Genomic DNA, 13,264 nt, shown 5'->3' with positions numbered 1-13,264 from the left:
TCACTCCGCGTCGGCGCGCGCCTGCTCGTGGATGTCCTTGAGCAGTTCCTGGAGTTCCGAACGGATCCAGTCGCGGGTGGCGACCTCGCCGAGTCCCAGCCGCAGCGCGGCGATCTCGCGGGTGAGGTACTCGGTGTCGGCGATGCTGCGCTCGTTGGCCTTGCGGTCCTGCTCCAGGTTGACCCGGTCGCGGTCGTCCTGCCGGTTCTGGGCCAGGAGGATCAGCGGGGCGGCGTAGGAGGCCTGCAGCGACAGCATCAGGGTGAGGAAGATGAACGGGTACGGGTCCCAGCGCATGCCGGGGGGCGCGAACGCGTTCCACGCCACCCAGGCGATGATGACCACGGTCATCCAGACGATGAAGCGGCCCGTCCCCAGGAAGCGGGCGATCTTCTCCGACAGCCGTCCGAAGGCCTCGGGGTCGTAGGCGGGCAGCAGGCTGATCCGGCGGACCAGCGGCTGGTCGAGCCGGACCCGGGGGCGCTCGTCACTCATCCCCGGCCACCCCGTGCAGCTCGGTCTCGCGCCAGTCCTCCGGCAGCAGGTGGTCCAGGACGTCGTCGACGGTCACCGCGCCGAGCAGCGAGCCGCCCTCGTCCACCACGGGCACGGCCACCATGTTGTACGTCGCCAGGAAGCTGGTGACGGCCGGCAGCGGGGTGTCGGGGCGCAGCGGCTCCAGGTCGTTGTCGAGCAGGGAGCTCACCAGCGTGAACGGCGGGTCGCGCAGCAGCCGCTGGAAGTGCACGGTGCCCAGGTACTTGCCGGTGGGGGTCTCGTCCGGTGGCCGGCAGACGTACACCTGGGCGGCCAGCGCGGCGGACAGATCAGGATTGCGGACCCGCGCGAGGGCGTCGGCGACGGTGGCGTCCGGGCGCAGCACGATGGGCTCGGTGGTCATCAGACCGCCCGCGGTGCGTTCCTCGTACGACATCAACCGCCGCATGTCGGCGGCCTCGTGGGGTTCCATGAGCCCGAGGAGGCGCTCCTGCACCGGCTCGGGCAGCTCGGCGAGCAGGTCGGCGGCGTCGTCGGGGTCCATCGCCTCCAGGACGTCGGCCGCCCGCTCCTCCTTCAGCTTTCCGAGGATCTCCACCTGGTCGTCGTCGGGCAGCTCCTCCAGGACGTCGGCCAGCCGGTCGTCGTCGAGGGCGGCGGCGACCTCGGCTCGGCGCTTGGCGGACAGGTGGTGCAGCACGCCGGCGAGGTCCGCCGGGCGCAACTGGTCGAAGGTGGCGAGCAGCGCCTCCGCGCCCTGCGCGTGCTCGTCCAGCGAGAAGCCGGTGACCGCCGACCACTCCACGGTCAGGGTCTCTCCCCGCCGCCCGCCGACGCCCCGCCACGCGAGCCCCACGCGCCCCTCGAATTCGCGCCGCAGCCCGCGTCCCCTGCCGCGGCGGACGAAGACCTTGTCGATCTCCCAGTCGCGGCGGGCCGGCAACCGCACCATCGACACGTCCAGCACGGTCACCTCCTCACCGGTGTCGACCAGCGTGACCCGCCGGTCCAGCAGCTCGCCGATGACCAGGGTCTCGGTGGGGCGCTGCTCGAAGCGCTGCATGTTGACCACGCCGGTGGTGATGACCTGGCCGGACTCCACACCGGTCACCCGCGTGATGGGCAGGAAGATCCGGCGCCGGCTCGCCACTTCGACCACCAGGCCGGGCACGCGCGGCGGGCGGCCGCCGACCCGCAGCATCACGATCACGTCCCGGACCCGGCCGACCTGGTCCCCGTTGGGGTCGAAGACCCGCACGCCGGACAGGTGCGAGAGAAAGACCCGGGAGGTTCCGGCTGCCATGCGGTCAGGCTAACGCCGCAGGTCGCACCAGGCGCGCGGGGATGCTCCACGGGGGCTTCGCACCGTGTTCACAGCTGTTCACCCGGCCGGGGGTACGCTTCGGTAGCTTCGGCTCCGCTTCGCCGTTCGAGACGGCGACGACGACCGCAGGAGGAAGAGAACACCGTGATCCCCGGCCGCCGTTCAGCCGCCCTCACGAGCCTCGTGTGCGCACTGGCGCTCACCCTGCTGACGGGATGTGCGGGTGATCCGGACGCGGGGACCAACGGCGTCGGCAAGCTGCCCCCCACCACCATCGAGAAGCGCGCCCGCACCGCGGCGGAGGCCGCCGACACCGTGCGGCTGTCCGGCACGGTGGTCAGCCAGGGCCGCACCTACACCCTCGACATGCGGCTGCGCGGCAACGGCGGCTTCGGCGAGGTCAGCACCAAGGGCAGCACCTTCGAGCTGCTGCGGGTCGGCAAGGACCTGTACCTGAAGGCGGGCGCGGGTTTCTACGGCGACGAGGTCGGCGCCAAGCTCAAGGACAAGTACGTCAAGGTGCCCACCGGCGATCCCGCCTACCGCCAGTTCAGCGGCTTCACGGACAAGGAGGTGCTGCTGGACGGATTCTTCGTGCTGCGCGGCGACCTCGCGCTCGGCGACCACCGCAAGGTCGGCTCCGTCCGCACCGTCGCCGTCACCGCGGACGGCGGCAGCGGCGGCACGATCGACGTCTCCCTGGAGGGCACGCCCTACCCGCTGCGCTACGAACGGGCCGGCGGCGCGGGCACGCTGACCATGGCCGACTGGGGCAAGGACTTCACGCTGCGCGCCCCCGACAAGGACGAGGTCGTCGACTACGGCCGTTCCGTGACGCCGTAGCCGCCCTCACCGGCGGCCGCGCCGCCGGAACAGCAGCTTCGGCAGACCGGCCGGAGCCGGCCGGCGGGTGGTGGCGGCGGTGGGAACCGGGACCGCGGCGCCGCTGTGCTCCGGCATCAGGCCGGGCCGCTCGGTGGGCGCCCCCGCGGGCTCCAGGCGCAGTACGCGGCACTCGCGCGCCCAGCGCCCGGTCATCGTCTCGGCGTCCGGCGCGTTGAGCCGCTTGCCCTTGAGCTCCGTGACGGCGGCGGTCCACGCGTCCTCGTGCGCGGGCAGTTCCGAGACCACGGCCGGGAAGGCGACCAGCCGGCCGCCCTTGTCCTTGCTGCGGAGCGTGACCAGGGCCGTACGGCCGGGGGTGAGTCCGGGCAGCGGTTGCTCGCCGGGGCCGCCGCCGACCACCACGACCGCGCCGTCCACCCAGGCGTGCCACAGCGCCTGACCGTCGACCCACAGCAGCCCGGACTTCTTCGCGGCCTCCTCGATGAGTGCCCGGTCCAGCAGGGGCTGCTCCACGGTTTCCGTCATGCGCCCAGCCTATTGCCTGCCCCTGCGGGGCCGTCGGCCGCACGCATCGTGAGACGACAGGGGCTCAGGTGGGGTACGGGCCTTACGCTGTGGGGGTCGTCGTCCCACCGCCCCGAGGAGAACCCGCGTGTCCGCCGCGCCGCCCACCAGCAGTTCCGGTTCGACGACGGCGGTGGCTGCCCCGGGCGCCGTCCCGCAGGCCAAGGCACCCCTGGACTTCGTCCTGCTGGCGGTGGCCATCGCCGGGGTGTCGCTGTCCGCCCCGCTCATCGCCGCGACGGCCGCGCCCGCGCTGGCCATCGCGTTCTGGCGCAACGCCATGGCGGTGGGTGTGCTCAGCCCGTTCGCGCTGCTGCGGCACCGCGCGGAACTGCGCGGCATGGGCCGGCGGGCCCTGGTGATGTCGCTCGCCGCGGGCGCGGTGCTGGCCCTGCACTTCGGGCTCTGGCTGCCCAGCCTGTCGATGACCTCGGTGGCCTCCTCGACGGCGATGGTCACCACGACGCCCGTCTGGACCACGCTCTTCCTGCGGCTGCGCGGGCAGCGGCAGCCCGCGCTGGTGTGGGCGGGCACCGGCCTCGCCGTTCTCGGCGTGGTCATCCTCACCGGCGTCGACCTGTCGCTGTCGCCCCGCGCCCTGGCCGGGGACGCGCTGGCGCTGGGCGGCGGCATCGCCGCCGCGGGTTACGTACTGCTGGGCGCGGAGGTGCGACGGACCGTCAGCACCACCGCGTACACCTTCGTCTGCTACGCCACCACCGCCGTGGCGCTGCTGGCGGCCTGCCTGCTCTCCGGCTCCGCGCTCGCCGGCTACTCCGGCACCACCTGGCTGAAGCTCGCCGCGCTGACCGTGGCCGCGCAACTGCTCGGGCACAGCATCCTCAACCGCGTGGTGCGCGGCCTCGGCGCCTCGACCACCTCCACGGCGATCCTGCTGGAGACGCCGGGGGCCGCGCTGGTCGCGGCCCTCTGGCTGGGTCAGACCCCGCCCGTGGCGGCCTACCCGGCGCTCCTGGTGATCCTGGCCGGGCTGGCGCTGGTCGTCCTCGCCGACCGCCGCAAGGGCTGAACCGGTCCGGTCTACAACCAGCCGTTGCGGCGCAGGATGCGGTGGATGGCGAGGCAGATGCCACCGATGGCGACCAGCACCATCGGGTACCCGTAGCGCCAGTGCAGTTCGGGCATGTGCTCGAAGTTCATGCCGTACACGCCGCAGATCATCGTCGGGACGGCGATGATGGCCGCCCATGAGGTGATCTTGCGCATGTCCTCGTTCTGCGCGACCGCCGCCTGGGCGAGGTTGGCCTGGAGGATCGAGTTCAGCAGGTCGTCGAAGCCGACGACCATTTCGTGGACGCGGGCGACGTGGTCGGCGACGTCCCGGAAGTACTTCTGGATCTCCGGGTCCACCACGCGCATCGGCCGCTCGCTGAGCATCTGCATCGGCCGCAGCAGCGGGGAGACCGCGCGCTTGAACTCCAGCACCTCGCGCTTGAGTTGGTAGATGCGCCCGGCGTCGGTGGCACGCGGGGACTTGCCCTGCGCGGAGAAGACGTCGATCTCCACCTCGTCGATGTCGTCCTGGACGGCCTCGCTGACCGCCAGGTAGTCGTCGACGACCTGGTCGGCGATGGCGTGCAGCACCGCAGAGGGGCCCTTGGCCAGCAGCTCGGGGTCGTCCTCGAGACGGTGTCGCAGCGCGCGCAGCGAGCCGTGGCCGCCGTGCCGGACGGTGATGACGAACTGCCGGCCGGTGAAGACCATGACCTCGCCGCTCTCCACCACCTCGCTGGTGGCGGTGAGTTCGGCGTGCTCGACGTAGCGGATGGTCTTGAACACCATGAAGAGCGTGTCGTCGTACCGCTCCAGCTTGGGCCGCTGGTGGGCGTGGACGGCGTCCTCCACGGCCAGCGGGTGCAGCCCGAAGACGTCCGCGATCTCGGAGAACTCGCGCTCCGACGGCTCGTGCAGCCCGATCCACACAAAGCCCTCGTCGCCACCGCCGCTCACCTTCTCCAGCGCCTCGCGCGGAGTGATGTGGTCGCTGCTGCGGCGGCCGTCGCGGTAGACGGCGCAGTCGACGACGGCGCTGGGCACGGTGGCGTTGCGGGAGCGGTCCGGGCCGTAGTCGTACGAAGTGCTGCTCTTGCGCAGGGCGGGACGGACGACTGCGCGGAGGTCGCGGATCATCGACATGGCAAGCTCCTTCACGGACTGGCCGGACTGAAATGCGGATCAGGGCAGGGTGATCACCGTTGATCACTGCGCAGTTCAGCGAGCTCTTCCGGAGGCGGCGGGCGGCCCGGGCAGACCAGGGTGCGGGCAGGGCGGCGACAAGGCACGCGGGTGCTCGCGGAGTGTTCCGAAAATCCTCTGGAGTTCCGTGAAATTTCTTGGTTTCACGGCCGGGTGGCCGGGTACGGAACGCTGGGGATCAGGAGAGATGCCGGGCGGAAGAGCTGCCGGTACTGCACGGTCGACTAGGATCCATTGCAGCCCCACCTCCTCCGGCCTGTCCCCGCTGGGGGAATACGAGCACGCCTCTACCGGCGTGGCCGACGGCTCACCATACCAGGAGCCCAAAGCGTCACAGCGCTCCTTTGCCCTTTTCATACGCGCTCTATGCTCGGCTCATGGTCGATGTACTGGGGCTGGTCGAGGCGCGTCTGCGCATGTCCTTCGGGGAGCCGGACGCGCGCGCGGCGATCACCTTCCTCGGGACCGAGCGCATCGAGGTGCTGCGGTTCCGCGACGTCCGCGATCTCCACGACGGGGAGGACGGGAAGGACGGGGCACTGGTGCGCTACGTGACGCTCGGCATGTCCCGTGCGCCCATGAACGACCCGGCCGGAAGCTCGGCCGGCGCCGCCCCCTCGACCTTCGCCGCGCCCCTGTCGGTCTCCGTCGCCGACCCCGTGCGCGGACCGCGGGCCGAACTCGTGCTCACCCTGCGCGCCGGGAGCGGCGCCGACATCGACCAGGTGCTGCGCCCGCTCGCCGTGCTGGCCGCCTCGCCCCAGGTCGAGGGGGTGGTCGTGGCGCCCGGCAACTCCCTGGACGTCGGCGAACCCCTGTGGCCCGGCGCCGCGTTCTCCGCCGTCCTGGTCGCCGAGCCCGGCGGCCTGGTCGAGGACCTCGTCCTCGATCCGCCCATGGACCCGGTCCGCTTCTTCCCGCTGCTGCCCATGACGGCCAACGAGGCAGCCTGGAAGCGCGTGCGGGGCGCCGGGCCGCTGCAGGAACGGTGGTTGCGGGCCGGCACCGACCTGCGCGACCCGCTGCGCGCTTCGGTACCGCTGTCCGACTGACGGCCGTGCCGCGCCGGTGCGTTGTACCGCCGGGTCGTGCCCGCGGCGCCACGCTGCCGGACCCGGACGGGTGATCGTCCTTGACGCGGGCACGCCGTGGTAGGACCGTGGGGCGGTATGAGGGGCGAACCCAGTTGCCCGAAGTGCGGTGGCCGGGTCCGCGCGCCCGGCCTCTTCGCCGACTCCTGGCACTGCGACGAGCATGGCGCCGTGTACCCGCTGCAGCCCGTCGTACCACCCAGTGTCGAGGCGCTCGGCGTCGTCGTCAGCCGGGCCCGGGTCCCGGTCTGGATGCCCTGGCCGCTGCCGGTCGGCTGGCTGTTCAGCGGTGTCGCGTCGGCGGGCGACGACCGCAGCGGCGGCCGGGCGACCGCGGTCGCCTGCTCCGGCCCCGGTCCGCTCGGCGGGCCGGGGGAGATGGTGCTGGTCGCGGAGGAACTGGGCGTCGGTCTCGGCGCGCGGTTCGCGGGCATCGCGGGGCCCGATCCCGGCCCGCAGATGTGCATCGGCAAGCCGCCGGCCGCGAAGGTGGTCGCCGCGGGGCGGCCCACCCCCCTGTGGCACGTGACGGGCACCCCGCTGGACCGGGCCGTGTTCGCCGGGGAATCCTTCGGCCTGTGGCTGTGGGCGATCGTCTGGCCCGAGGAGTCCGGGCTGCTCATCTACGACGAGCTGATACTGACCGATCTGCGCGAGGCCGGTGCCGAGATCGACCTCGTTCCGTGCGGGGCGCTCTCCCCCCGCCTGCTCTCCTGAGATTCCGAGGCTCGCCGGACAGTTATCCTGGTAATCGCAAGACCGCCGCCTCCTGGTGGTCGGCGCCGAGTACCGAGAGCCTTGGAGTGACGTTCGTGCGCATCGATCTGCACACCCACTCCACCGCGTCCGACGGCACGGACACCCCGGCCGGGCTGGTCCGTGCCGCGGCCGCCGCGGGGCTCGACGTGGTCGCCCTCACCGATCACGACACGGTGGGCGGATACGCCGAGGCCGGGAAGGCGCTCGACGAACTGCACGCCTCCGGTGACAGCGGCCTGACCCTGGTGACCGGCGCCGAGCTGTCCTGCCGGCACGACGGCGTGAGCATGCACATGCTCGCCTACCTCTTCGACCCGCTGGAGCCGGAGCTGTACCGCGAGCGCGAGCTCGTGCGCGACGACCGGACCCCCCGCGCGCAGGCCATGGTGGCCAAACTCCGTGAGTACGGCGTGCCGGTGACGTGGGAACAGGTGGCCCGCATCGCGGGTGACGGCGCCGTGGGGCGCCCGCACATCGCGCAGGCGCTGATCGACGCGGGCCTGGTGGACAGCATCTCCGAGGCGTTCACCCCCGAGTGGATCGGCCCCGGCGGCCGCGCCTACGCGCAGAAGCACGAACTGGACCCCTTCGCGGCGATCCGCCTGGTCAAGAACGCGGGCGGGGTCGTCGTCTTCGCCCACCCCGCCGCCGTCAAACGCGGGGCGGTCGTCCCGGAGAGCATGATCCAGGAGCTGGCCGCGGCCGGGCTGGACGGCATCGAGGTCGACCACATGGACCACGACGAGTCCACCCGCGCCCGGCTGCGCCACCTCGCCGCCGAGCTCGGACTGCTGGCCACCGGTTCCAGCGACTACCACGGCACGCGCAAGACCTGCCGGCTCGGTGAGCACACCACCGACCCCGACGTCTACCGCGAGATCGTCCGCCGGGCGACCGGCGCGGCTCCGCTCACCCCTTCCGCACACCGCTAGGCCCATGGATCTCTTCTCCCTGACCCTGTTCGGGTCCGTGTTCGTCACGCTCTTCGTGATCATGGACCCGCCCGGCATCACGCCGATCTTCCTCGCCCTCACCTCCGGCCGCGCGGGCAAGGTCCAGCGCCGCATGGCCTGGCAGGCCGCCTCGGTCGCGCTGGGCGTCGTCACCGTCTTCGGGATCTGCGGCCAGCAGATCCTGGACTACCTGCACGTCTCGGTGCCGGCCCTGATGATCGCCGGCGGGCTGCTCCTGCTGCTCATCGCGCTCGACCTGCTCACCGGCAAGGCGGACGAGCCGACCCAGACCAAGGACGTCAACGTCGCGCTGGTGCCGCTGGGCATGCCGCTGCTCGCCGGGCCGGGCGCGATCGTGACGGTGATCCTCGCGGTGCAGCGCGCACACGGCTTCGGGGAACAGGTGTCGGTGTGGCTCGCGATCGCCGCCATGCACGTCGTGCTCTGGCTGACGATGCGTTACTCATTGGTGATCATCCGTCTGATCAAGGACGGCGGCGTGGTGCTGGTCACGCGGCTGTCCGGGATGCTGCTCTCCGCGATCGCGGTGCAGCAGATCGCCAACGGCGTCTTCGGCTTCATCCGCGGCGAGGGCTGACGGTCCGTCTCCCGCCGTGCGGGCACGACGAGGGCCCCGCAGCCGCAGCGTACGGGGCCCTTCCGCGGTGTCCGTCAGGCCAGCTCGACCGGGCGGATGTAGATGCGCTGGCCGATCGCGGCGGCCTGCTGAACGATCTGATCGACGGAGGCGGCGTCCACGACCGTGCAGTCGACGGCGCGACCGTCCTGGTCGTTGAGGCGCATGATCTCGAAGCGCATGGTCTTCATGGCTTCTCCCTTCGTCCGGGCACTCCTCCATTGGAGTACGGGGCTGCTTCGCAGCCGTTACCTGCGTGGGTCATTCATGTATCCACAACTGTTGCCGGAGCGAAAACCTTCCCTGTCCTAAGGAAAATCTTCCGGCCGCCTTCTACCCGTTGGTAACAACGACCCGCGGTGGCCTGGGTTCCGGTTGTGTGTGCGGACCGGGGCGCCGGACAATGTGAGTTCTATGGAAGACGAAGCCCTTTCCGCCATCGCCGCCGGCATCGAGCGCACCAACGAGCTCCTGCAGCGGGTCCTCGCCGAGGTCGCCACGACCCCGGCGACCCACGCTGTGTTCGTGGACGCCGGGTACGTGTACGCCGCCGCCGGCCGCCTCGTCGCGGGCACCGAGGACCGCAGGGCTTTCGAACTCGACGCCGAGGGGATCATCGAGGCCTTCATCGACCGGGCCCGGAAACTGTTCCCGGACAGCCGGCTGCTGCGGGTCTACTGGTACGACGGGGCCCGCCGCCGCATCCACAGCGCCGAGCAGGAACGCATCGCCGAGCTGCCCGACGTCAAGGTGCGGCTGGGCAACCTCAACGCCAGCCGGCAGCAGAAGGGCGTCGACTCGCTGATCCGCAGCGACCTGGAGTCGCTGGCCCGGCACCGGGCGATCTCCGATGCCGTGCTGATCGGCGGCGACGAGGACCTGGTCTCGGCGGTCGAGGCCGCCCAGGGCTACGGCGCCCGCGTCCACCTGTGGGGCATCGAGGCCGCCGACGGGCGCAACCAGGCCGACCCCCTGCTGTGGGAGGTGGACAGCCTGCGCACGCTCGACCTGGACTTCTGCAAGCCGTACATCACCCGGCGCACCGCGCCCATCTACGGCGACGCGCCCATCCCCACCGGCCCCATCCCCACCCGCGAGGACGTGCACTTCGTGGGTGCCCGGGTCGCCTCGCAGTGGCTGGCGACCCGCGGCCGGGACTCCCTGGCCGAGCTGCTGCCCGGGCACCCCTACCTGCCGCCCGCCTACGACCAGGAACTGCTCGTCGAGGCGGAGGGCATGCTCAACATCTCCCTGCGCGGCCACGCCGATCTGCGACGCGTGCTGCGCGACGGGTTCTGGGAGCACCTGCAGGCCAGGCTCTGAGCCCCGTCGTCACCGTCCGCGGGGTCCCGCGGGCTCCCCGTTCCAGAAGCCGACGAGTGCCGCGGCCGTCTCCGCCGGCCGCTCCGTGTTGGGCGAGTGCTCCGCGCCCTCGACGACCACGCGCCGGGCGCCCAGCCGGACCGCCATCTCGTCCATCCACGGTACCGGCCACGCGTGGTCGACCGCGCCGGACAGCACCAGGGTGCGCAGGCCCACCGCCGCGAGTTCCGCCACCCGGTCCGGCTCCGCGATCAGCTGCCTGCCGGTCGCCGTCAGCTGCTCCGGCACGGTCCGCAGCCACCGCTGGTGCAGGAACTCCTCGATCTCGCCGGAGGCGTTCGCCGTGCCTTCGAGATCCTCGGCGTCCAGCTCGCGCATCCGCCGCCACACGCTCTCCATGTCCATCGCGGACAGCGCCTCCAGCAGCAGCTTGGTCCGTGCCTGCTGGGCCGACTCGATCGCCGCCGGGCCGGAACTCATCAGGGTCAGGGACGCCCACGGCAGGGCGTTCCCCGCGGCAGCGGCCGTGATCGCCGCGGCGCGCACCACCAGGCCGCCCATCGAGTGCCCCAGCAGGTGGACCGGGCCGGTGTCCGGGCCCAGCGCGGCGGTCTGCGCGAGGACGTCGGCGGCCAGCTCGTCCTGCGCGTACGCCGCCTCGTCACGCGGCCCCACCGACTCGTTCTGGCCCCGGCCGTCCACGGCGACGGCGCGGAAGCCCGCCGCGGTCAACGGGGCCAGCAGCGCGAGGAAGTCCTCCTTGCTGCCGGTGAAGCCGGGCACCAGCAGGGCCGTGCCGTGATGCGGGGTCCCCGCCGGCGGGACGGACTCCAGGACGGCGAAGCGACCGCGCTCGGTGGACAGCGGATGCGCGGTGACGTTCTCGGGCAGCGTCAGAAACGGCGGTCGGCTCATGCGCCGAGGCTATCCGCGGCGGGTTTCCGTCGTGCGACGAGTCCGCCACGACCGTGGCGCGCGACGGCGAACGGCCGGGCACCGCGGAGGGTGCCCGGCCGTTCGCCGTCGATCTCGTCCCGGCAGCGCCGGGTGGGGTGCGTCAGCCCGCCGTCTCGGCGTCCGCGGGCTTGGCCGTGCGGGTACGGCGCCGGCGGCGCGGGGCCCTGGCCTCGCCGCCCTCGGCCTCGGCGGGGGTCGCGCCGGCCGCCGCCTCGGCGGTCTGCGCGGGAGCCTCGGCCGTGGCACCGTCACCGGCGGCGGCACGCGTGCGGCGGCGGCGCGGTGCGGCGGGCGCCTCGCCGGCGGCCGTCTCCTCGGCCACCGGGGCGGCGGTCGCGGCCGCCGCGGCGGACTCCGCGCCCGTCCGGGTACGGCGCCGGCGGCGCGGCACGGGGCGCTCCTCGGCCGGTGCGCCCTCGGCGGTGTCGAGCACGGCCTCGGCGGTCTGCTCGGCGCCGGCGGCCGCCTCCGTCACCGGGCTCCCGCCGCGGGTACGGCGGCGCTGGCGCGGGGTGCGGGTGCGGGCCGGACGCTCCTCGGGCTCGGCCGCGGGACCGGCCGCGGGACCGGCCGCCTTGCGGCCGCCACGACCGCGGCCGCGGCCGCCGGTCTCGCCCAGGTCCTCGATCTCCTCGGCGTCGAGCCCGGCACGGGTGCGCTCGGCGCGCGGCAGGACGCCCTTGGTGCCCTGCGGGATGCCCAGCAGCTCGTAGAGGTGGGACGAGGTGGAGTAGGTCTCCTCCGGGTCGTTGAACGGCAGGTCCAGCGCCTTGTTGATCAGCTGCCAGCGCGGGATGTCGTCCCAGTCGACCAGGGTGATCGCGGTGCCGGACGCGCCCGCGCGGCCGGTGCGGCCGATGCGGTGGAGGTAGGTCTTCTCGTCCTCCGGCGTCTGGTAGTTGATCACGTGCGTGACGCCCTCGACGTCGATGCCGCGGGCGGCGACGTCGGTGCAGACCAGGACGTCGACCTTGCCGTTGCGGAAGGCCCGCAGCGCCTGCTCGCGGGCGCCCTGGCCGAGGTCGCCGTGGACGGCGCCCGAGGCGAAGCCGCGCTGCTCCAGCTGCTCCGCGAGGTCGGCCGCGGTGCGCTTGGTGCGGCAGAAGATCATCGCCAGGCCGCGGCTCTCGGCCTGGAGGATGCGGGAGACGAGCTCCGGCTTGTCCAGGGAGTGCGCACGGAAGATGTGCTGGGTGGTGTTGGCGACGGTCGCGCCCTCGTCGTCCGGCGAGGTGGCGCGGATGTGCGTGGGCTGCGACATGTAGCGGCGGGCCAGGCCGATCACGGCGCCCGGCATCGTCGCGGAGAAGAGCATGGTCTGCCGCTTGGCCGGCAGCATGTTGATGATCTTCTCGACGTCGGGGAGGAAGCCGAGGTCGAGCATCTCGTCGGCCTCGTCGAGGACCAGCGCGCGCACATTGCGGAGGCTGAGCTTCTTCTGGCCGGCGAGGTCCAGCAGCCGTCCCGGGGTGCCGACGACCACCTCGACGCCCTTCTTCAGGGCCTCGACCTGCGGCTCGTAGGCGCGCCCGCCGTAGATGGCCAGCACGCGGACGTTGCGCACCTTGCCGGCGGTCAGCAGGTCGTTGGTGACCTGCTGGCACAGCTCGCGGGTGGGGACGATCACCAGCGCCTGCGGCCCGTCGACGACGTCCTCGGGGCGGGCGCGGCCGGCCTCGACGTCGACCGGGACGACGACCCGCTCCAGGAGCGGGAGGCCGAAGCCCAGGGTCTTGCCGGTGCCGGTCTTGGCCTGGCCGATCACGTCGTTGCCCGCCAGGGCGACCGGGAGGGTCATCTCCTGGATCGGGAAGGGCGTGATGATGCCGACGGCTTCGAGGGCCTCGGCGGTTTCGGGGAGGATCCCCAGGTCACGGAAGGTCAAGGTGGTGGTCAGGATGCTGCCTCTTCTGTTTCTGGGCGCGGCGCCGTGCTGTGAAGCGGGGAGGGTCGAACGCAGGGAACTGCGCTGACCGCGCGGGGTGTCGTACGGCCATGGGCGGCCGAGGTGCGCGGGACCGCTGCCCTCGCGTGCGCCGCGAAGTGGGCCCCTCCCCAGACGCGGGGAGGGCGGTCGGTAGGAGCCGATCGGGCC

Annotated in this window: 14 protein-coding genes; 7 read left to right on the top strand and 7 right to left on the bottom strand. The window is 72.6% G+C overall.

The genetic code is table 11. The annotated features are described in order from the left end of the window. Both ACIP98_RS25520 and ACIP98_RS25515 read right to left on the bottom strand, forming a co-directional pair. Complete coding sequence (locus tag ACIP98_RS25520) at positions 1-495, bottom strand: DUF1003 domain-containing protein (protein WP_319665565.1); 495 nt, start codon at positions 493-495, stop codon at positions 1-3. Further along, on the bottom strand, positions 488-1,801 hold the full coding sequence (locus ACIP98_RS25515) for a magnesium transporter MgtE N-terminal domain-containing protein (protein ID WP_319665566.1): 1,314 nt from the start codon (positions 1,799-1,801) through the stop codon (positions 488-490). Before ACIP98_RS25515 ends, ACIP98_RS25520 begins: the two co-directional genes overlap by 8 nt. Before the next feature lie 165 nt (positions 1,802-1,966). Here ACIP98_RS25515 and ACIP98_RS25510 point away from each other — a divergent pair, with 165 nt between their 5' ends. Next, on the top strand, positions 1,967-2,665 hold the full coding sequence (locus ACIP98_RS25510) for a hypothetical protein (protein ID WP_319665567.1): 699 nt from the start codon (positions 1,967-1,969) through the stop codon (positions 2,663-2,665). 6 nt (positions 2,666-2,671) lie between these two features. On the opposite strand, the gene ACIP98_RS25505 is transcribed toward ACIP98_RS25510, so the two are convergent. Next, positions 2,672-3,193, bottom strand: coding sequence for a hypothetical protein (locus ACIP98_RS25505; RefSeq protein ID WP_401978090.1), 522 nt, complete (start codon positions 3,191-3,193; stop codon positions 2,672-2,674). Positions 3,194-3,320: 127 nt separating this feature from the next. Between ACIP98_RS25505 and ACIP98_RS25500 the strand changes: the two genes are divergently transcribed. Then, positions 3,321-4,262 carry a DMT family transporter gene (locus tag ACIP98_RS25500; RefSeq protein WP_401978088.1) on the top strand — a complete coding sequence of 314 codons (942 nt, stop codon included), beginning with the start codon at positions 3,321-3,323 and terminating at the stop codon, positions 4,260-4,262. Between the two features lie 11 nt (positions 4,263-4,273). On the opposite strand, the gene ACIP98_RS25495 is transcribed toward ACIP98_RS25500, so the two are convergent. Then, positions 4,274-5,389, bottom strand: coding sequence for a magnesium and cobalt transport protein CorA (locus tag ACIP98_RS25495; RefSeq protein WP_319665569.1), 1,116 nt, complete (start codon positions 5,387-5,389; stop codon positions 4,274-4,276). Positions 5,390-5,826: 437 nt separating this feature from the next. Between ACIP98_RS25495 and ACIP98_RS25490 the strand changes: the two genes are divergently transcribed. From ACIP98_RS25490 to ACIP98_RS25475, 4 genes are all read left to right on the top strand, one after another. Further along, a complete protein-coding gene (locus tag ACIP98_RS25490) occupies positions 5,827-6,501 on the top strand; it encodes a suppressor of fused domain protein (protein ID WP_401978086.1) in 675 nt (224 codons plus the stop codon). 117 nt (positions 6,502-6,618) lie between these two features. Further along, a complete protein-coding gene (locus ACIP98_RS25485; protein ID WP_319665571.1) occupies positions 6,619-7,257 on the top strand; it encodes a DUF6758 family protein in 639 nt (212 codons plus the stop codon). Positions 7,258-7,352: 95 nt separating this feature from the next. Next, complete coding sequence (locus ACIP98_RS25480) at positions 7,353-8,231, top strand: PHP domain-containing protein (protein WP_319665572.1); 879 nt, start codon at positions 7,353-7,355, stop codon at positions 8,229-8,231. Between the two features lie 4 nt (positions 8,232-8,235). Beyond that, positions 8,236-8,850 (top strand): MarC family protein, encoded by a 615-nt coding sequence (locus tag ACIP98_RS25475; RefSeq protein ID WP_319665573.1) that lies wholly within the window; start codon positions 8,236-8,238, stop codon positions 8,848-8,850. 74 nt (positions 8,851-8,924) lie between these two features. Here the strand turns inward: ACIP98_RS25475 and ACIP98_RS25470 are convergent, their stop codons facing one another. Then, positions 8,925-9,080: a hypothetical protein gene (locus ACIP98_RS25470; RefSeq protein ID WP_319665580.1), complete on the bottom strand. Its 156-nt coding sequence runs from the start codon at positions 9,078-9,080 to the stop codon at positions 8,925-8,927. Positions 9,081-9,303: 223 nt separating this feature from the next. Here ACIP98_RS25470 and ACIP98_RS25465 point away from each other — a divergent pair, with 223 nt between their 5' ends. Continuing rightward, on the top strand, positions 9,304-10,212 hold the full coding sequence (locus ACIP98_RS25465) for an NYN domain-containing protein (protein WP_319665574.1): 909 nt from the start codon (positions 9,304-9,306) through the stop codon (positions 10,210-10,212). A 9-nt stretch (positions 10,213-10,221) separates the two neighbouring features. Here the strand turns inward: ACIP98_RS25465 and ACIP98_RS25460 are convergent, their stop codons facing one another. After that, positions 10,222-11,127, bottom strand: coding sequence for an alpha/beta fold hydrolase (locus ACIP98_RS25460; RefSeq protein WP_401978083.1), 906 nt, complete (start codon positions 11,125-11,127; stop codon positions 10,222-10,224). A 142-nt stretch (positions 11,128-11,269) separates the two neighbouring features. After that, complete coding sequence (locus ACIP98_RS25455) at positions 11,270-12,967, bottom strand: DEAD/DEAH box helicase (RefSeq protein ID WP_401978123.1); 1,698 nt, start codon at positions 12,965-12,967, stop codon at positions 11,270-11,272. Positions 12,968-13,264 lie beyond the last annotated feature (297 nt).

Source organism: Streptomyces sp. NPDC088354 (assembly GCF_044753585.1).
Taxonomy (GTDB): domain Bacteria; phylum Actinomycetota; class Actinomycetes; order Streptomycetales; family Streptomycetaceae; genus Actinacidiphila.
Note: the sequence above shows the minus strand (reverse complement) of the source record. Positions and strands in the feature narration are given on the sequence as shown.